General features: G+C 67.9%; 19 protein-coding genes. 9 read left to right on the top strand and 10 right to left on the bottom strand.

Features of this window, described 5'->3' with window-relative positions; genetic code table 11:
• Positions 1-6: 6 nt before the first annotated feature.
• Positions 7-1,530 (bottom strand): hypothetical protein, encoded by a 1,524-nt coding sequence (locus RIE32_13625; protein MEQ9097290.1) that lies wholly within the window; start codon positions 1,528-1,530, stop codon positions 7-9.
• A 101-nt stretch (positions 1,531-1,631) separates the two neighbouring features.
• On the opposite strand from RIE32_13625, the gene RIE32_13620 reads away from it, so the two are divergent.
• Both RIE32_13620 and RIE32_13615 read left to right on the top strand, forming a co-directional pair.
• A complete protein-coding gene (locus tag RIE32_13620; GenBank protein ID MEQ9097289.1) occupies positions 1,632-1,952 on the top strand; it encodes a NifU family protein in 321 nt (106 codons plus the stop codon).
• A 338-nt stretch (positions 1,953-2,290) separates the two neighbouring features.
• Positions 2,291-2,530 (top strand): carbon storage regulator, encoded by a 240-nt coding sequence (locus RIE32_13615; GenBank protein ID MEQ9097288.1) that lies wholly within the window; start codon positions 2,291-2,293, stop codon positions 2,528-2,530.
• Positions 2,531-2,588: 58 nt separating this feature from the next.
• Here RIE32_13615 and ndk read toward each other — a convergent pair whose 3' ends face one another.
• The 4 genes from ndk to RIE32_13595 form a co-directional block, all read right to left on the bottom strand.
• Complete coding sequence (gene ndk, locus RIE32_13610) at positions 2,589-3,059, bottom strand: nucleoside-diphosphate kinase (protein ID MEQ9097287.1); 471 nt, start codon at positions 3,057-3,059, stop codon at positions 2,589-2,591.
• Between the two features lie 224 nt (positions 3,060-3,283).
• On the bottom strand, positions 3,284-3,655 hold the full coding sequence (locus RIE32_13605; GenBank protein MEQ9097286.1) for a hypothetical protein: 372 nt from the start codon (positions 3,653-3,655) through the stop codon (positions 3,284-3,286).
• Positions 3,652-3,951 (bottom strand): hypothetical protein, encoded by a 300-nt coding sequence (locus RIE32_13600; protein ID MEQ9097285.1) that lies wholly within the window; start codon positions 3,949-3,951, stop codon positions 3,652-3,654. Before RIE32_13600 ends, RIE32_13605 begins: the two co-directional genes overlap by 4 nt.
• 125 nt (positions 3,952-4,076) lie before the next feature.
• Positions 4,077-4,382: a hypothetical protein gene (locus tag RIE32_13595; protein MEQ9097284.1), complete on the bottom strand. Its 306-nt coding sequence runs from the start codon at positions 4,380-4,382 to the stop codon at positions 4,077-4,079.
• Between the two features lie 304 nt (positions 4,383-4,686).
• On the opposite strand from RIE32_13595, the gene RIE32_13590 reads away from it, so the two are divergent.
• Positions 4,687-5,895: a hypothetical protein gene (locus RIE32_13590; protein ID MEQ9097283.1), complete on the top strand. Its 1,209-nt coding sequence runs from the start codon at positions 4,687-4,689 to the stop codon at positions 5,893-5,895.
• An 88-nt stretch (positions 5,896-5,983) separates the two neighbouring features.
• Here the strand turns inward: RIE32_13590 and RIE32_13585 are convergent, their stop codons facing one another.
• From RIE32_13585 to RIE32_13570, 4 genes are all read right to left on the bottom strand, one after another.
• Entirely contained in the window at positions 5,984-7,426 is a 1,443-nt protein-coding gene (locus RIE32_13585) for a TlpA disulfide reductase family protein (protein ID MEQ9097282.1), read from the bottom strand.
• 160 nt (positions 7,427-7,586) lie between these two features.
• The gene (locus RIE32_13580) at positions 7,587-8,045 is read right to left on the bottom strand and encodes a PA2169 family four-helix-bundle protein (GenBank protein MEQ9097281.1); all 459 of its coding nucleotides are present in this window, start codon (positions 8,043-8,045) and stop codon (positions 7,587-7,589) included.
• 81 nt (positions 8,046-8,126) lie between these two features.
• On the bottom strand, positions 8,127-8,324 hold the full coding sequence (locus tag RIE32_13575) for a hypothetical protein (GenBank protein ID MEQ9097280.1): 198 nt from the start codon (positions 8,322-8,324) through the stop codon (positions 8,127-8,129).
• A gap of 71 nt (positions 8,325-8,395) precedes the next feature.
• Complete coding sequence (locus tag RIE32_13570) at positions 8,396-8,578, bottom strand: DUF1328 domain-containing protein (GenBank protein MEQ9097279.1); 183 nt, start codon at positions 8,576-8,578, stop codon at positions 8,396-8,398.
• A gap of 465 nt (positions 8,579-9,043) precedes the next feature.
• Here RIE32_13570 and RIE32_13565 point away from each other — a divergent pair, with 465 nt between their 5' ends.
• The gene (locus tag RIE32_13565) at positions 9,044-10,318 is read left to right on the top strand and encodes an aminotransferase class I/II-fold pyridoxal phosphate-dependent enzyme (protein MEQ9097278.1); all 1,275 of its coding nucleotides are present in this window, start codon (positions 9,044-9,046) and stop codon (positions 10,316-10,318) included.
• The gene (locus RIE32_13560) at positions 10,303-12,012 is read left to right on the top strand and encodes a hypothetical protein (protein MEQ9097277.1); all 1,710 of its coding nucleotides are present in this window, start codon (positions 10,303-10,305) and stop codon (positions 12,010-12,012) included. Before RIE32_13565 ends, RIE32_13560 begins: the two co-directional genes overlap by 16 nt.
• 30 nt (positions 12,013-12,042) lie before the next feature.
• Here RIE32_13560 and RIE32_13555 read toward each other — a convergent pair whose 3' ends face one another.
• Positions 12,043-13,383: a GC-type dockerin domain-anchored protein gene (locus tag RIE32_13555; GenBank protein ID MEQ9097276.1), complete on the bottom strand. Its 1,341-nt coding sequence runs from the start codon at positions 13,381-13,383 to the stop codon at positions 12,043-12,045.
• A 237-nt stretch (positions 13,384-13,620) separates the two neighbouring features.
• On the opposite strand from RIE32_13555, the gene RIE32_13550 reads away from it, so the two are divergent.
• The 4 genes from RIE32_13550 to RIE32_13535 all read left to right on the top strand — a co-directional run bounded on the left by RIE32_13550 (position 13,621) and on the right by RIE32_13535 (position 18,856).
• The gene (locus tag RIE32_13550) at positions 13,621-14,217 is read left to right on the top strand and encodes a hypothetical protein (GenBank protein ID MEQ9097275.1); all 597 of its coding nucleotides are present in this window, start codon (positions 13,621-13,623) and stop codon (positions 14,215-14,217) included.
• 9 nt (positions 14,218-14,226) lie between these two features.
• Positions 14,227-15,561, top strand: a complete 1,335-nt coding sequence (locus RIE32_13545) for a hypothetical protein (protein ID MEQ9097274.1) — start codon at positions 14,227-14,229, stop codon at positions 15,559-15,561.
• 606 nt (positions 15,562-16,167) lie between these two features.
• Positions 16,168-16,929: a hypothetical protein gene (locus RIE32_13540; protein MEQ9097273.1), complete on the top strand. Its 762-nt coding sequence runs from the start codon at positions 16,168-16,170 to the stop codon at positions 16,927-16,929.
• A gap of 67 nt (positions 16,930-16,996) precedes the next feature.
• The gene (locus tag RIE32_13535) at positions 16,997-18,856 is read left to right on the top strand and encodes a hypothetical protein (GenBank protein MEQ9097272.1); all 1,860 of its coding nucleotides are present in this window, start codon (positions 16,997-16,999) and stop codon (positions 18,854-18,856) included.

Below are 18,856 nucleotides of genomic sequence, written 5' to 3'. Positions count from 1 at the left end.
CGTCGATCAGTTTCCGTCCATGAACGCCCGGACACGGGGCAGGGCGCCCAGGTCAACGCTGGCGGGCGCATCGGTGTAGGCGTCGACGTTTAACTCATCGTCATTGAGTGAGGTGATGACCACGCCCAGCCGGCCGTGCGTCCTCGCTTGGGCCAGATCTTCGACGCTCGGGCCAGCGAAGCGGCTGTTGCGCTTCCGCATGACGTGGAAGTGGTACATCGCCAGCGCACGGACGCTTTGTTCGATCATGTCCGAAGAGGCCACGAATTGGTCATCGCCCTTACGGTGCTGCGGCCTGGGCGGATAGAGCTGGGCAACGAACCGGCCCGAGCTATCGACGAACAGGAGTCCACCGTACTCGGTGGTCTGATCTTCTCGATCCATCTCGACCTGTTCGAACACGCGCCGCATGACGTCTGGATCGTGCAACGCCACGTCTACGGCCAGCATGCTGAGCAGATCACCCCAGCTCAGGCGTTCGGCACTCTCGTCCAGGAGTTGCGGGACATTGCGCAGATCCCGGGCGTCGGCCCGGCGCGGCGTAGTCTCCCGATCTCCGATACGTGCGCGCAAGCGGCCTTCCAGTTGGACTCGGCTGTCGCGCATCCAGGGCTCGCGATAGGTGGCCGCCCAGCGCAGCGCCTCCAGGTTGCGCAGCTTCAGGCCCTCGGCCTGCTCGGGGCTCAGTTGCGAAACGGCTGCCGCTGTTTCTTGCCACCACTGCCCGTCTGCATCGTTTGAGAGCGCCAGCAGCCAGCGGAGTTCCTCGCCGTTGCGCGGTACGACCCCAAGTTCGTTCAGGCCCCGGCGGATCGTCCGCAGCGTACGAGCTCCCTGCTCGTCGGTGGGCAGGTCGTCGCGGGCAAGCACGTCGCGACGCGCTTCGCCGCTGGGGTCCAGCCGGGCCAGGAGGTCCCAGGCTGCTTCGCGTGCCCGGGCGTCGAGGTCGATCGAGCCGAGCGTGCCCTGCTGGGGGTTCAGGAACACGCGGGTGGCGATGAGTTCCATGGGCTGCTCGGGATTAAGCGATTCGAGGATAACGCGTTCGACGCGAGCCCGATCGGGGATTTCGGCGTCCTCGATCGCGTACGAGCGCACGAAGGCGGGCGTCAGGTCTTGCCAGCCGCGAGCGACCGCCTGTCGGCCCATGCGGCGGATGACCTCGTAGTCCTTCTCGGTGGGGACGCGGGCCTGGATAAAGTTGCGCGAGTCTCGCAGGCCCGACCACGAGTCGTCGCTCATCAGCAGATCAACCGCGGCGTGGCGGAGTTCCTGGGGCGTCTGGTCGCTCCAGACGAGATCCTTCAGGGGCGGGCGGATCGCCCCACGATCGGGGTCGGCGGCCTCCCACGCAGCCCGCATGGCGGCGACGCGCTGGGACGTCCGCAACTCGGGGTTCTGGAAGTCCGTCAGCGGGTCGCCGCTGACCTGCTTGGTTCGGCTCGCACACCCCGGCCCGGCCAGCACGAGGGCGGCAAGGACAGGGAGAACGCAAAGAAAGACGACGCGTTGGGCTACGGATCGCTGCATGGTGCAATACTATCGGTAGGCGAACGTCGATGGTCCCACAAGGAAGCCAGAGACGACTCGGCCGGTCTCCCCCGACCGTACCAACCCCGAAGGATGCCGCCGTGGCCAAGGAACACAGCCTGCCGCAAGCCCAACAGAATGCTGCCGCCCGGGCGTCGAACGACCCCGCCCCCGCGGCTGGCGAGCCCCGTGGCTCGGCCGAGCAACGCGTCCAGCAGGTGATCGAGCAGATCCGTCCCAGCATCCAGGCGGACGGGGGGGACGTGGAGTTCCTGGAACTCACCGACGAGGGCGTGGTCCGCATCCGCCTGCACGGGGCATGCGTGGGCTGTCCGAGCAGCAGCCTGACGCTCCAGGTGGGCCTGGAGCGAAATCTGCGGGAGCACGTGCCCGAGGTCGAGGCGGTCGAGGCAATTGACTGAGACGGCCACCCAGTGAACGGATTCGACCCGCCGCAAACATGAAACCGGCTGGGCGGCTGGGATCGCGAAAGTTGCCCAGTTTCACATTCGAGCGGTCGAACCATGGTAGCAAGTCGCCCGAGGGCATGGATTTGCGCGTTATCGGTGACGTTCTCTTGCCGACGTGCGTATTTTCGTGCGATCTTCACGCCTGTCGGTTACACTCGTTGCCGGTGGGCCTTGCGCGAGGCGTGAGGTGGACGGGAGTGGGATCGAGAGGACACGCGGCCCATGGTGGGGCCGCGGCGGATGGGCGGCCCGGACCGGCATCCGCATGAGAGCCGCATGGTGGTGCTGCGATGCTTGTGATCACGAGGCGTGAGGGCGAGGAAGTGGTGGTCGGCGATCCGAAGAACCCCATCGGGGTCGTTCGGATCGCCTCGATCAAGGGCGATCGAATCCGGCTTGCGTTCGACTTCCCCAGAACGATCGACGTGCACCGGCGCGAGGTCGCCGAGCAGATCGCGGCCGAGGGCCAAGCCGAGAGGCCGGCGCCCGAGATCGAGGTGCGGGTGAAGGATGCGGCGGCGCCGGCGTGAGCGTTCCACGTCGCATCCAAGAATTGCGTATAGGCCGTGGTGATGTCTCGAGAGGGGGCTACTCGGGCGAGCCGCTCGAATAGTCGTACACCCACTGGCTCATGGCGCGCTCGTAGTCGAGGACCTCGCCGTCGTTGAAGAAGAGGCCGAGCTCGCGCTGGGCGGCCTCGGGGCTGTCGCTGCCGTGGATGAGGTTGAAGCTGTTGGAGACGCCGAAGTCGCCGCGGATGGTCCCGCCCTCGGCCTTCGAGCCGAACGTCGCGCCCATCATCTTGCGGCTGATGGCGATGGCGCCGATGCCGCGGACGGCCATGACCAGGACGGGCGCGCCGGTCATGAAGCGGACCAGGCCGTCATAGAAGGGCTTGCCCTTGTGGTCCTTGTAATGCTCGGCGGCCAGCTCGGGGCTGATCTTCATGAGCTTGCAGCCGACGACCTGGAGGCCCTTGTCCTCGAAGCGGCTGATGATGCGGCCCATGAGGCCCCGCTGGACGGCGTCGGGCTTGAGGATGATGAGCGTGGTTTCCATGGGTGGCTGGCTCCTGCGTTGGCGGGTTGGGTTGGTATTGTGGGGTTGGCCGCAAGGGTAGGGGCTGCACCCTGAGGTGTCTGCTGACGTTGCCGGACGACACGCAGGAGGCCATCGGCACGACATACGAGAACCCGCGGGGCGCCCTTTCAGGCGCCCTGCGGCGGATGATGGGAACAGGGGTTCTCTAACGAGCTCCAATCCAGTTGGCGGGGGCGGAGGTCCTACCTGGCGGCCTTGCCCAAGAAGCCGGCCAGGGTGGCAAGCCTGGCGGCCGTTGCGGCTCCCTTGATGAGCGTGCCGGGGCCGATGACCAGGGCGACAACGCCTACGCCGGCCGCGATCGCGGCTGGGTGATCCTTGACGAATCGGACGGCGGCCGAGGCCAGGTCGTTGCCCGCCAGGGCGGAGGAGTCCGATTCGGCTCGACGTGCGGCAGCGATGCGCAGATTTTCCTTCGCTTCTTCGATGGACTGCGGTTTCACGCGCGCGCTCGAGCGAATCGACTCCTGACGCGCCGCAAGGCGAGCTCGCGGGCTGGTGGCGGCCGGATGGCGGCGGTGGGATTGGGGCGGATACCCGTGTCGGGAGATCATGACACGCTGCCTCCTGCGGCGCGCATGCGGCTTCGCGCCACGCTTGCGACCGCAACGCCCGAAATGAGTGCCGCCGCACCGATGATGGCCAAGGCGGCGGCGACCCCGAGGGCCTCGGCCAATGCCCACGTTGCGCCAACGAGTACCGTTGCGATGCCCAGGAGGGCCAGGATCGAAGCGCCGACGATGATCACGGCCCAGAAGGTCAGGTCGGCTCCGGTTCGGCGGAGCTGCCTGCCCTCGGCCTCGAGCAACTCGACGGCGGCGATGAACGTGTCTGCTGCTTTTTCGAGCATGGTCTGGTTCCCCCCAGTCAGCTCAGGTGGCGTGCGCCTCGTTGCGGTACGCGACGGTCTAAAACGTGTAAGTGTGCCCCCCGCCCCAAGGGGCGGAGGGCAGAGGAGAGAAGCACAAACGATCGTCAGCGGCGCACGCCGCGCGAGATGAGCGCCCCGGCCACGGCGGCCCCGGCGAGCCACAGCAACGGCCGCTGGGATACCTCAAGGGCCAGGCGATCATGTGCTTCGGTTGCCTGATCGCGTGCGGCATCGCCGATCTCATGGGCCTTGGCGCTCGCCTGATTGGCGACGTCCGACGCTCGGCTGGCACCCCGTTCGGCCACGTCATTGATCAAAGCGGCCACGTCTGCCTTGAGCGAAGCAAGGTCGTCGCGGATGGCGTCGACGTCTGCCTTAGGGTCGGCGGTAGAAGATCGATTGCTGGACATCTGGCTTTCTCCTGTTCAACTGTCTTGGAGTCATCCGAATGTTCCCCGCTCACGCTGACCGAACAGTGAAGCGGGGATGAAACCGGACTCATTCGCATCAGGAGGCGAGGACCCGAGCGGCGCCAACCTCGATATGAGCATCGATTCATGCTGCATTCAGTGGCCGGTTACGGATGGGGCGGTAGTGTGCATCATGACGAGAGGGCGGACCTTGTGACGCACGTGTCCAGTCCGCCACGCTTCATTGCCGGCGCACGCTCTCTTTCACTTTCTGTTTCGCCGGCACCGAAAAGGAGGTAACACCATGTTGACCCTGCAACGCAAACTGACCGCCGCCATCCCCGCGACTCTCGCACTGGCCATGATCGCCGGGGCGCCCGCCTCCGTGCACGCCCAGAACGACCAGCGCGAACGTCAGGCCATGCAGAACCCCGGCGAGTGGGAATGGGAAGCCGACGAAGGCTATCACAAGGAAGAGTGGTATGACCCCACCGACTGGTTCGATGGCAACGACTTCGTCGACTATGAGTACGACTCGGACGACGTTGGCGCGTATCAGGATGACTACGGCTGGTACGACTACGGCTACACGGTCGATTCGAACTGGTATGACGGCTACTGGGACGGATATTACGATGGCTTCTACGACGATCGGTACGGCTACGACACGGTCGTCGACCTGAGCACCGAGTATGGCGAGGCGTATACCTCGGGCTACGCCGACGGCTTCTACGACAACGATCGCCAGTACGCGTACGACCCGTACTACTACGTCGTCACGTGGGATTATGCCAATGCCGATCGCAGCGAACGCCAGAGGGCGGGCGATGGCGAACGGCAGCGAGGCGATCGCGCCATGCCGAGCGACCGCCAGGGCAAGCAGGCCAGGGACGCCTACGACAAGAGCAAGCACGCCAAGAGCCACAAGGCGCATGAAGATCGCATGCGGCGGGTTCGCGGCGAAGTTGACTCGATCGAGTTCCTCCGCGGCACCGGCAAGGAGCACGGGACCAACCTGATCGCCCGAGTCGCGTTCAAGGACGGCGACAAGAAGCAGGTGGTGAACCTGGGCCCGAAGATGTCCAAGGACGAACTTCCGTTCGAGAAGGGCGATCGCGTGACCTTCAAGGGCGTCGGCCAGGAGATGGAAGGCCGCAAGGTCCTGACCACGCACCGCCTGAACGTCAACGGCGAGCGCGTGACGCTGGCGGCGAGTCCACAGTGGGACGCGTCGGGCAAGCGGCAGCCCATGGCACGCGTGGAGGGCACCGTCCGCAGCGTGTCGAGTGCTCAGACCGATCACGATCGCTACACGATCCTGAAGATCGAGATGCGTGACGGCTCGAGCAAGATGGTCGCCTTGCCATCGAGCCTGGCCAAGAATCGCAATGAATTCGACGCCAAGCAGGGTGATCGGATTATCATCCGCGGCTATGAACGCGACATGAACGGTCGCCCGGTCCTGCACGCCAAGCGCGTCAAGGTCAACGGCGATCGCCTGTCGATGCGGTAAGCACCGATCACTGACCTGAAGCCGTGAGTCACCGGGCCCCTGCGATCGCGCTGATCGCGGGGGCCTTCTTCTTTCTTTTGATGCGGCCCTAGTTTTCGCCTTGCAACCGCGTGATCGTCTCGACGAGCTTCTCCCTGATCTGCGGGTCGGCGCCGACGTGTCGTTCGACGATCACGCCCTGCTGGTCGATCACGACCATCGTGGGAATGCCGGTCACGCCGTACTCGGCGGCCACGGCGTCGCCGTTCAGCAGCAGCAGGTAGTCAAAGCCCTCTTCCTTCATCAGCGCTTGCGGGTCGCCGTTCTCCCAGGCGTTGATGCCCATGACCGTGACGTTCTGTCCCTTGAACTGTTCGTGTACGGCCTGGAGGTGGGGCATGACCATGAGGCAGGGTCCGCACCAGGTTGCCCAGAAGTCGAGAATGACGATGCCGCCCTGGTACTGCGAAAGCGTGTGGCTGTCGCCCTGCGGATCGACGAGGGTGAAGTCCGGCGCCGGAATGTTCAGCGGGGGCGCGGCGGCCGCGGCCTGGCGCTGCAAATCGGCGGGCTGGAAGGCCTTTGTCTCGTAGCCGGGAGGCGTGGGCAGCGCGAACGGGTTGGCCGGGTCGATACGCTCGGAATAGGGGCCGTCCTGCGGCTCGAACCGGCCCGCCCCATCGATCAGGCTGGCAGCCCGGACGATGGCGTCGGCCGTATCGGCCGGGCTGTCGAGCCGCTGGATATCCGATATCGTGGTGCGTGAGACGCCGTCTCCGACGCTGACGTTGTCGTCGTTGCGCACGTCGTAGTACACCAGTTCGCTGCGGCGCGGGAGCCCGTCATCGACGCCCAGGAACCACCAGGCGCCGAAGGCGTACGTGTTGGGGAACTCGGCCAGGTCGACGTAGATGGCATTGGTGAGCTCGTCGCCGATGGCGATGCGGCCATCGAGCTTCGGAGGGACGCGCGGCGCCTGATCCACGATCGGGCGGCCGACCAGCGTCTCCCACTCGGCCAGCCACTCCAGCGCGGCGTGGGCATCCGACTCCATGAGTACCGCCGAGGCGTGCTCGTGGCCGCTTTCTACGAGGGTGCGCTCGCCGAAGTCGATGACGCGAACGCCTTGCTCGTTCATCGTGAACGCAAAGGGCGCCCGCGGCGACGCGTGGTCGAGCGTGCTGCTCAGGCCGAACACCGCCACGTGCCACTGGGGCGTTGAAGCGGCATCAAGCAGTCCCGCGCGGGACGCGCCGCTGGTCCGAACTGCAACTGCGCGGGCGACAACGTGCGGGTCGCGGGTCGCCAGGGCGCCCACGCCCTCGCGCGTTACGGTAAAGGCGATGGCCGAGACATCCCGGAGCGCCTCGTCGGCGGCGCGGAGCAATGCCAGCCCGTCCTCGCCGCGATCATTCTCGAGCATGCCTTCGGGCGGTTGGGCAACGGCGGCGTCGCGTTCGGCCTGCTCTTGGGCCAGCGCCGGTCCGCCAGGCCACGGTAATCCAATAAGGGGCAAGAACACCAGGACGACGGGGTTGGGCTGCTGTCGCATCGCACGGATCCTCGCTGGCCGGGCCGAGTTCGCCGGGAAAGTCGGGCGTTGGATCGACCGTCGCATCCTATGCGATCAAGCCCCGGCGCATGGCGAGGCGGCCGTCCGAGAAACACCCGGACGACCGCCTACTGGGGGGTTCACGTGCGACGCTGCTGGGTCAGGCCCGGGCGTCGCGCATGTCGCGGATGGTGTCGTGCGTTTCCTTGACCGAGGCGTACTGGTCGGTCAGCACGGCGTTCAGCGGGCTGCCGGCGGTCTTCTTCAGCACGGACTCGTACGTGTTCTTGATCGAGTCCTCGCCTCGCTCGGCTTCGGCCAGGATGGCGTGCTCGTCGCCGTTCTGGATGGTGCCGCGCACGTCGAGCCACCAGCGGTGGATCGACCCCTTGGCGGTGCCATCCTCGGGAACGTCGGCGTTATTGACGTCAACAACGCGCTTGAGCTGCTCGGCGAACTGGGCACGACGTGCCGAGCACTGACGGAAATAGCCGGCGATGTCGGCGTTCTCGATGTTCTCCGCGGCGGTCTCGAAGCCCTTGCTCGAGTCGATGTTGATCTCGACAAGCGACTTCACACCACCCACGGTGTCCTTATCGAGGTTGGTGATGGTTTCCATGGCGTGGTTCTCCTCGCACGATGGCCTGCTAGCGGAACTGGTTGCGGAATTGGTGACGATGCACGCTCGGGCCGAGTCGGGTCAGCCCATGTCGTCGATGGCGTCTTCGGTCTCGTCGACCGCATCGTCCATGGCGTCGCCGGTCTCTTCGATAGCGTCCTCGGTCTCGTCGCCGGCGTCCTCACAACCGATCATGGCGGCCGAAAGGCCGAACAGCGTGATGGCCGATGCGGCGGTCAGGCCCTTGGTCAGGTTTCGAAGCGTGGTGCGATGGCTCATGGTGTGCTCCCTTCTGGGGTACGTGACATTGGAAACGAACGTGGTGTTGGCGGCATCGTGCCGGCGTGGATCTAGACGCGGGCGCTGGCGCTGCCCCGGCGCACGAGGCCGAAGATCAGCGACAGCACGAACAGCACGAGGAAGATGACGAAGAGGATCTGCGCGATCGTCGCGGCGCCCGACGCGATTCCTCCAAAGCCGAACACGGCGGCGATGATGGCGATGATGAAGAACGCGAGTGCCCAACCCAACATGGTGAAGTCTCCTGTGTGCGTACCGAATCTTTTGCTCTCGGCCCCCCAGCCCGGTGGTACGCCCCGGGGAGTTCGTGGGCCATGCTTGATACAGGAGAAGTTTCGGCCCCGCACGTGAATCCCCCATTGGCAGCCCGATGAATCCGGCATCATCTTGGGCGGCACGCGTTCGGATCCATCCGGGAGAACCGCCCCGCGGCCCAGGAGATACCCCGCTTGACCGCTGCTGTGTGGTGGCTATGCTCTGCCCGACATGCATCAAGAGTCCCGGGATGCCTCACAAGGTCCCGGGCGGCAACCGAGCCGATCGTCCTGATCGAGCCACGGTGCCGAGGCCAGCCCCGGCGTGGGGAGCGATGCGGTCGAGGCCGTCCGAACACGGACGACACTCGGCAAACAAGCGGCGATGTTCGCCGCGTCCACGCCAGCACTGGAAGCTCTCGATGCTGTGAAGGAGTTCACGGCATGGGACACGTTACCAATTCCAATTCGACCGATCCGTTCGGCCCGCCCGCCTTCTGCCCGAGCATCGGCCGCGGCGGGGGCGACGGCGAGCCGCTGACCGCCACCATCGCCCAGAGCACCACGTTCCGCCGGGATGGCGTGGGCAGCAATCCGCCCCACCAGTATTCGCGCGTCAGCAATCCGACCGTCGCGGTGCTCGAGGACGCCCTGGGCCGGCTCGAGCACGCCCCGCCGGCGGCGTGCTTCGGCACGGGCCTGGCCGCCGAGACGGCCCTGTTCCTGGCCGTGCTGCGGGCGGGCGACCACGTCGTGTGCGGGCGGTCGGTCTATGGCGGCACGGTCCGCCTGCTCCGCGAGGTCCTGCCCGGCCTGGGCATCGAGGCGACCTTCGTCGACACGACCGACGTGAACGCCGTGCGGCGCGAAGTCCGCGGCAATACCAGGCTGATCTTCGTCGAGACGCCCAGCAACCCGGTGCTGGAAGTCAGCGACGTCCGGTCCATCGCCGCCGTCGCGCAGGAGGCCGGGGCGCTGCTGGCGGTCGACAACACGTTCCAGACCGCCTTGCTGCAGCAACCGCTCGACCTGGGCGTCGACGTCTCGGTGTACTCGACGACCAAGTTCATCGACGGCCACTCGATCGCCCTGGGCGGCGCGCTGGTTTCGCGTGACGAGAAGCTGCTCGAGCGCATCCGCTTCATCCGCAAGTGCACCGGCGCCATCCAGAGCCCCTTCAACGCGTGGGCGACCATCAACGGACTCAAGACCCTGCCCCTGCGGCTGGAACGCCAGAGCGCGACCGCGCTGGAGATCGCCCGCTGGCTGGATGCGCACGAGGCCATCGAGGTCGTCAACTACCCCGGTCTGGCCACCGGCGCGGCCCGGGAACTGGCCGAGCGCCAGCACCTGCCCGTTGGCCAAAGCGGCGCACCATGCCACGGCGCGGTGCTCAGCTTCGAGGTGCGCGGCGGGCTCGATGCCGCCCGCATCGTCGCCGAGTCGCTGGAACTGTGCACGCTGGTCGAGCACGTGGGCTCGGTCGAGACGCTCATCACCCACCCGGCCACGATGACCCACGCCGACGTGCCCGCGCAGCACCGCCGCGCGTGCGGCATCGCCGACGGGCTCCTGCGCTTGAGCGTCGGGCTCGAACCGGCGGCGGCGATCCTCGCCGACCTGGAACGGGCCATCGCCGCCGCGCGCCGCAAGACGGGCAGCGAGTCCTCCAGCGACTTGGTCAGCACGGAGGGGGTGGCCGCATGTGCGGGCGTGTGATCGTGCTGAAGTTCGGCGGCTCGGTGCTGACCAACGAGGCCCGGCTGCGCATCGCCGTGCACGAGGTCTACCGCTGGCGGCGCGAGGGGTGGAAGGTCGTCGCGGTGGTCTCGGCCTTTGCCGGGCGCACCGATGCATTGCTCGCCTCGTGCCAGCGTGAGGGGCTGCAGGCCGATCCGCACGCCACGGCGGCGATCCTGTCCTGCGGCGAGCGTGAGAGCGCGGCCCGGCTGGTGGGCTGCCTCGACCGCGTGGGCGTCACGGCGGCGCTGCTCGACCCGGCGTCGATCGGGTTGCGGGCCGAGGGCCCGGCGCTCGACGCGCGGCCGCTGGGGTTCGACACGGGCCGCGTGCGCGCCGCGCTCGAATCGCAGGGCGTGGTCGTGGCGCCCGGCTTTTTGGCCATCGACGACCACGGCCGCACGGTCACGCTCGGTCGCGGCGGCTCGGACCTGACCGCGCTGGTGCTGGCCGACGGGCTCGGGGCCGATCGGTGCCGATTGCTCAAGGACGTCGACGGCCTCTACGAGCACGACCCGGCAAGGCCCCTCGTGCGTGGGGGCCCGCCGCCCAGACGCTTCGAGCGGGCGTCGTTCGAGGATGCGCTGCGGCTGGACGGCTCGATCCTCCAGCACAAGGCCGTGCGGTTTGCCCGCGAGCGTGGCTTGGCGTTCGAGGTCGGCCGGGTGAACGCGGCGAACGTCACCGAGGTGAGCGATTTTGGTTCGCAACTCGGCGGCTTCCACGAAGCACCCCGGCCCCTCCGCGTGGCGCTGCTGGGCGTGGGCGTCGTCGGTGGGGGGGTGCTCGAGCTGCTGTGCCAGATGCCCGAGCGCTTCGAGGTGGTCGCCGCGAGCGTGCGCGACATCGAGAAGCACGACGCGACGCTGCGCCGCCATGGCGTGGGCGTGATCTCGACCGACCCCGCCGAGGTCGCCCGGTGCGGGGCCGACGTCGTGGTCGAGGCCATGGGCGGCGTGGAGCCGGCGCGGGACGCCATCGCCGCCGCGCTCGAGTCCGGTGCGCACGTCGTGACGGCGAACAAGGCCGTGCTGGCCGAGCACGGCGAGGAACTGTTCGCGCTGGCCGAGGCGGTCGACCGCCGGCTGCTCGCCTCCGCATCGGTGGGCGGGGGCGCGCCGGTGCTGGAGGCGGCGGTCCGGCTGGGGGCCACGCGCATCCGCGGCGTGCTCAACGGCACGGCGAACTTCGTGCTCTCGCGTCTTGCCGATGGCGCCTCGCTGGAGAGCGCCATCGCCGAAGCGCAGGACCTCGGGCTGGCCGAGGCCGACCCCTCGCGCGACCTGGACGGCCGCGACAGCCTGGACAAGCTCCGCGTGCTCGCGCTGGCGCGGGGCATCGGCTGCGCCCGGGAGCCCGACCTGCGCTTCGCCGACGTGCGCCGGGCCACGCCCGGCCGCGTGCATCGCCAGGTCGCCACGCTCGACGCGGGCGGCACGCTGTCGGTGGCGATCGAGGCGGTGGAGCCGGGCGACCCGCTCTTCGACCTGCCCGGCGAGTGGAACGCCGCGGAGATGATTGGTTCGGATGGTGCGACCACGCTGGTCCGCGGCCGGGGCGCCGGTCGCTGGGCGACGGCCGAGGCGGTGGTGGCGGACGTGCTGGGGTTGGAGCGGGCGGGAGTGGGCGATGGCGTGGCGGGGCGGGCGGTGCTGGCACCCACGCCGGCCTGATCGGTCGCGCGTCCGCAGCGGGGGCGGCCGCTACTCGCACCCCGCCTGGAACGCGTCCTGGAACGCCAGGAAGTCGAAGATGGTCAGCTCGCCGTCGCCGTCGAAGTCGGCCTGAGCGTCGCCGTCCTGGAAGAGGTTGAGGTAGGTGAGGAAGTCGTAGATGGTGAGGGCGCCGTCGGCGTCGAGGTCGGGGGGGCAGAGGAGGCAGTCGAGGTCGTACACCTCGGCAAGGCCATGCTCGAAGCCCGCGAAGAACGAATCGCTGGCGCCCACGGCGAGCTGGCCGCCGCCGAGGTTGACCGACTGCGCGTAGCTTACGGCGGACACGCCCGGCGCGATGACGGCGGCGTGGACCCAGGAGCCCGCCGCGCTCTTGCGGAATACATGGGCGGTTCCGATCCCCGATGCGCCCTCGATGAACTGCGAGGTCGCGCCCATAGCGATGACGTTGCCGTCGAGCGAGACATCCCAACCCCCCTGGATGCGGCGCCCAGGTGGGTCGGGCAAGAGCCTCTGCTGGAGCGCCCACTGCCCATCGACCAACTCGTAGACGAACGCGCAGCCAAGGTTGTCGAATTCGGGCGTGTCGAGCGACCGCGCCCCGGCAACCAGCGTGTCGCCCTGGAGGGCCAGTGCGGTGCCGAGCCGCGGGCCGACGTCGTCCGGCTCGGGCACGAGCTTCTGCATGAGCACGGGCCGACCGTTGGCGCCCCATTCATAGACGTAGATCGCCCCGTTCTGGCCGCCGGCGATGTCCTCGCCGGGCGCTCCCACGAACAGAAAACGCTCGTCCATCGCCAGCGCATCGCCGAAGTCGGATCGCCGGTCCGGGCTGTCGGGCGACATGATTTCCTCGACGAATTCCCATTCGTCCTCGCCCGTGTCGCGGAAGATCACGACGTCCTCACCGGCGTTGCCGATCGCGGCGTGCCCGTCCGTGAACGCGATGTGCTCGCCCCATGGAGTGGACAGGCCGGGTCCGATCGGCAACTCGGCGACCTGATTCCAGCGGTCACCATCAAACTCATAGATGAGCGCGCCGCCGTCCGGATCGACACTTAGATCCCCTGTGATGAAACGGTCGCCATTGAGCACAACGTCCGCACCTGAGCCGCCGGAAACTGTGTGGCGCAGTACCCACTCGCCGGATCCATCGCGGCGGTACGTATAGATCAGCGCCTCGCTGAAACGATCGACGATGAGCAAGTGCTCGTCGCTGATTGCCACGTCGGAACCAAACTCAAGGTCTCGCGGCTCGAAGTCCGGGCGGAATCGCTGGTCCAGGCAGCTTGCGCCAGGCTGAGCACAGAGCGTCGAGCACACAGAGGCGATCGGAAGCAGGACAAGCGCATGTCTCATCATTCGTGTCATACTTCAGTATACTGGATCTGGAGAGGATTGCAACCCGCCTATCTCCGCGATAGGCAGGGCGTCCGTCACCGCGGACGCCAACACGCCACATCGAAAGAACCAACACAATTCTAATTCGCTCGGAGCATGTCTTGGAACTGGGTTGAAATAGTTGAGACTGGGCACGCCGGCCTCTAGCGTGCTGACGAACGCGGATACCGTCGGAACTCGCCGACCACCGCGTCGCTGGAGACACATATGTACAGGTTCGAAAAGACACGCACCGCCGCCATGACCCTCGCCGCCGCGCTCGTTGCCACCGCGGGCGCCGCCGCGCAGGTTGAAGAGGTTGCGCGCGTGGCCGACGACGACGACGAATTCGGGCTCAAGTCCACCGACGCCGCGGTTTCGGTCGGCCAGGACGCCATCGTCGTCACCACCAACCACGGCGTCACGCTCCTGAACAAGAGCGGCACGATCCTCGACGACTTCAAGATGAGCGACAGCGGCTTCCCGTTTATCCGAGTCGACACCGACCCCGGCACGGTCGCCCCCAGCCGCTGGTTCGACGGCCGAACCGATTACGACGCCGCCAACGATCGCCAGTGGATCAGTTACAGCGAGCAGAACGCCGAGCCGGGCACGTCCTTCGATGACGATATCTCGGCCTTCCACCTCGCCGTCTCGCGAGACATGAGCGGCAGCAACGTGCTTGACGAATTCGGCGACACGGACTGGTGGTACTACACCGGGCGGCCGGGGTCCGCTGGGAGCGGGGACATCGCCTTTGACTTTGCCGACACTGACATGCAGCGTTACCCCGACGGCAACAACCACGATCCTTTTCCTGACTAGGGCACCACCGTGGGACCCAAGGCCTTGGTTGACCTGCCGATCATCGCGGTTGACGACGAGTACGTGTACGTGACCGCGTTCGGCATCGACGCAGAGATTCTCGATCCGGGTCCCCCCGTCAGCTACGACACGCCGTACACCTTCCAGGCGCACTTCATCATCCCGATCGAGTTCGATGAGGGCGGCACGACGCGATCCATGCTCGACGGGTACAAGCCCGACGAGGAGGACATCACCGTGCTGCGGCCGCGTGATCTGCCCGAGACCGAACCTGAGTACGAGCGTGACTTTCAGAGCCGCCACTACCCCGTCCAGGAGCCCTTCGATCAGGAGGACAACGCGCAGTTCTTCATTTCTCTCGATCGTTCGACCGGGGAGAAGGATGCGATCCGCCTGGCCGGCCTGTGGTTCGACGACTCCGACAACCCGGGTCAGTGGCGCTATACCCAGCACCTCATTCCGAGCGGCAGTCCGGGCGCCGGCGAACTTGCCGACATGGAGGTAGACAGCAGCTTCGAGTTCTTTGCGGGCCGTGGCGACTATCAGATCGAGACGCCCGATACCCGCAGCGGCGACACGTTCAACCCGGCCTCGACTTCCTCGAACTTCTCCTCGGCCGTGATGGTGCCGGACTCCAACAGCGACATGCGGATCTTCGCAACCCACCACGTGTACACGCAGGACGGCGCGGGCAACGTCGACGGCGCCCACGTCCAGTGGTACTACATCGACCCCGACGTGGACGACTTCCGCAAGGTGCAGGATCCCGCGAGCTGGTCGCCCGAGATCCTGGAAACCGGCCGCATCAGCGACGACGGCACCAACGGCGGTGATTGCTACTTCCCGTCCATCGGCGTGACCAAGCAGGGCGTTGCGTACATCGAGTACACATTCTCCAACAGCAACACGTGGCCCGAAGTCCGCCGCGTGCAGCTCAACACGACATACGACTCTGTCGTCGCGAACTCGAACGTGCAGGTCGTCGCGGGCCCGGACAAGCTCGCGTACACGCCCACGAACACCCGCTGGGCAGACTTCAGCGACATGCAGGCCGACCCGTTCACGTGCGACTTGTGGTCGGTGCACACGCTCGTGCACGACGATGGCACCAACCCGTCGAGCATCACCGACATCGACCGTCGCGACGTTTGGTTGCTCGAGAACCCGATCAACTGCAACAACGCCAACCTCAACGGCGATTCCATGGTCGACCTCTTCGACATGGCTGCCTTCAACGACTTCTACGCCACGGGCGCCCGCCGCGTCGACATGGACACCGACGGCGACACCGACGCCACCGACGCGGTGATCTACCAGAACGCCTACGACGCCCAGAAGGACTGAGGCCCGGCCCCGCGACGAGGAGCCGTTCGTGCCCCAAGGGCCCGCCACGCGGGCCCTTTTCAATGCCCGCACCGCCCGTGGCGGTCCGCTTCCAGGGCGTTGGCGTGCGATCCCCGGGGGTGCACACGGTGGCGCGTCGGGGCGCGGCGGCGCCGGAGTGCCACCCCGGGGCTCGGACGCGCCTCGGAAGGGTCCGCGGACGCTCGAAACCGGCCTGGCACGCTCCGAGGGCCGGTTCAGCTCCCTCGGGCGGCCCGCACGCACCACTGCGGACGCCACCAACAGACCGCGTCGCGCCGCGGACCAGCCGGCCCGGGCGCCGGGGGCGGCGGCTTGGGGCATAAGGGCGGCGGCCTGGGGGCCGGGCGATGCGGCCCGTGAGGCAAGCACCGCGCACCACGAGGCGGGGCGCGGTCATCCGGTGGGGTGACCCGCGGCCGACGGGCGGCGACGCGGGCTCCGCGAGGCGAGGCGTCCCGGGCTTCAGTCGCGCACCCGGCTGGCCGATGGAGGAGTTGGAAGCGGCCGGTGGCGGCCGGCCGAACGAGCGACGAGCGCCGCGGGGCGCGGCGGTATCGGGTGCACGTGCAGCACGGGGGCGGGGCCATGGCCAGACGGGCCGATCGAGACAGCGAGAAGTTCCTGACCAAGTGCGGCGTGCTGGTCAAGCGGTGGAAGGACCGCGACCCGGCCGCGTTCGGGCTCACCGAGCTCGACGTGGACGAGTTCGAGGCCCTCCTGGTCGCGGCCTCCCAGGCCAGGGAGAACGCGCAGAAGACCAGGCTGCTTGCGAAGGCCCGCTTCGTGCGCCAGCGCGAGGCGATGGCGAACCTGCGCGGCCGCTTCGCCTCGCTCATGGCCACCATCGACGGGCGGGCCAAGCGCGAGCCGCGGGGACGGCGCGCGGGCGTGTACGCCGCGGCGGGGATCGACCCGCCCGACAAGGGCGGCCCGCGGCCCACGCCGGCGATGCCCTCCAAGCTCGAATCGAAGATCGTCAACAACGGCCAGATCCGCGTCACGTTCGAGATGGCGGACGAGGGCCGCGGCGGCTTGCTCTACGAGGTGCAGCGCCGGCTCGTGCCGGTCGAGGGCGGGTGGGGCCAGGCGTCCGACTGGCTGCCGCTGGACATCGTGGCCGAGAAGCGCTTTACCGACGACGACGTGCCCACCGGCCTGCGCGAGGTGCGCTACCGGGTGCGGGCGATGCGCGCCAGCGGCAAGAAGGGCGACTGGTCGTGCCACCACGCCGTGTGGTTCGGGACGCTCAAGAGCGTGACGGGCGACGAGGACGCCCGGGGCGAGATCGAAACGAAGCCCGAACCCAAGCTCAAGCCCGAGCCAGAGGCCACCGCCGCCACGCCCTAGGGCCGATCCCGGATCGCATCCATGGCCCCCTATCCTTCGGGCCAAGCGCTCACGGCAAGGAGGCCCCATGCTCACCCGAAAGATCGGCAAGCTGGTTCGAGGCAAGGTCACGCCCGTGCAGGTGGGCATGGCCTGCGTGCTCGGGGCGATGATCGGCTTCGTGCCAAGCGTCAAGACCTCGCCCGCGCTGCTGCTGTTCCTGCTCGCCCTGCTGCTGGTCCTCAACGCCAACCTGTTCGTCGCGACGTTCATGGCCGCGGGCGGCAAGCTGCTCAGCCTGCTCATCATGCCGGTCCAGTTCGCCGTCGGGCGGGCCGTGCTCGATGGTCCCGTGTTTGGAGGTGGGGGCGGCGTCATGAGCACGCTCATCAACGCGCCGGTGCTCGCGTGGTTCGGCTTGGAGTACTACGCGACCACGGGCGGCATCGTGCTCGGGGTGGTGGTGGGCGCGACGGCCGCGGCGGCGATGATCATCGCCATCGGCCGGCTGCGCCGCACGCTGGCCGGCCTGGAAGAGGGCTCGGAGCGCTACAAGAAGGCAACGAGCAAGAAGTGGGTGCGCGGGCTCGTCTGGCTGCTCTTCGGCAAGCAGAAGAAGAGCTACGAGGAACTGGCCGCCAAGCGCGTCGGCCTGCCGGTGCGGCCGCTGGGCATCGCCATCGCGGCGCTCATGGTCGGGCTGGTGTGGGTGGCGTCGCTGTTCTTCACCGAGCCGGTGGTGACGTACACGCTCAAGGCCGGGCTGGAGCGCGCCAACGGCGCGACGGTGGACGTGGGCAGCGCCGACGTGGACCTCTCGGACGGTCAGATCATGGTGACGTCCCTGGCCGTTGCCGATCCCGAGGACCTCACCACCGACATCTTCCGAGCCGCGCGGCTCGAGGGCGAATTCAGCAACGCCGATCTCCTGCGCAAGCGGTTCGCGATCGATCGGCTCGTGGCCAGCGAGGCGTCGACCGGCGAAGAACGCGCGACGCCGGGCATCCTGATCGGCCCGCGCCGCGAGCCGCCGGCGGCCGAGGGCGAGGGCAAGACGCTCGAGGACTACATCGAGCAGGCCGAGACGTGGAAGAACCGGCTCAAGCAGGCACGCGAGTGGCTGGAGAAGGCCAGCGACAAGAAGCCCGGCGAAGAAGACGCCGGGCCGGGCGCGCCGCCCGAGGAGGAGCGCGAGACCTTCCGAGACCGGCTCGCCCGCGAGATCGCCGAGAAGGGCTACGCGTTCGTCGCCGCCGACCACCTGGTGGACCAGGCGCCCAAGTTCCTCGTGCGCGAGATCGTGGTGGAGGGCATGACCGCCGCCGATGCGCCCGGCGAGGTGTTCGACGCGCGAGCCGAGAACGTGTCGACCCAGCCCTGGCTGGTGGAGGGCCCGCCCCGCGTGACGGTGAAGAGCCGATCGAACCTGTACGAGGCCGACATCACGCTGGGCTCGGCGGCCGCGGGCGGGGGCAACTCGACGCTGCTGCTGGCACGGCGCGGCATCCCCGCCGAGCGGGTTTCGGCCGCGCTCAAGGCCGGCGGCGAGCAGCCGCTGCTGGCCGGCGGCACGGTCGACGCGGTCATCGAGGGCGCGTTCCGGCCCGATTGGGTCAGCCTGCCGCTGAACGTCCTGGTGAGAGACTCGACCATCACCTTGCCGGGGGCGGGCTCGGCGCAGGTCAGCGAGCTGCGCCTGCCCATCGGCGTGACCGGCCCGCTGGACGCCCCCCGGCTGGACATCGACGCCCAGGCGTGGGGCAACGCCCTGGCGCAGGCGGGGGCGACGCAACTGGCCAACAAGGTGCGCGGACGCGTGGAGGAAGAGGTGCAGGAAGAGATCGACCGGGCCCGCGACAAGATCGAGGAGAAGATCGGCGACGAGGTGCGAGACCGACTCGACGGGCTGCTGCCACGCCGCAAGCCGAAGAACGATGGAGGGGGCTGA

This window comes from Phycisphaerales bacterium (assembly GCA_040221175.1).
In the GTDB taxonomy this organism is placed as follows: Bacteria; Planctomycetota; Phycisphaerae; order Phycisphaerales; family UBA1924; genus JAHCJI01.
The sequence above is the reverse complement of the archived record's forward strand: the minus strand, read 5'-3'. Positions and strand labels throughout refer to the sequence as shown.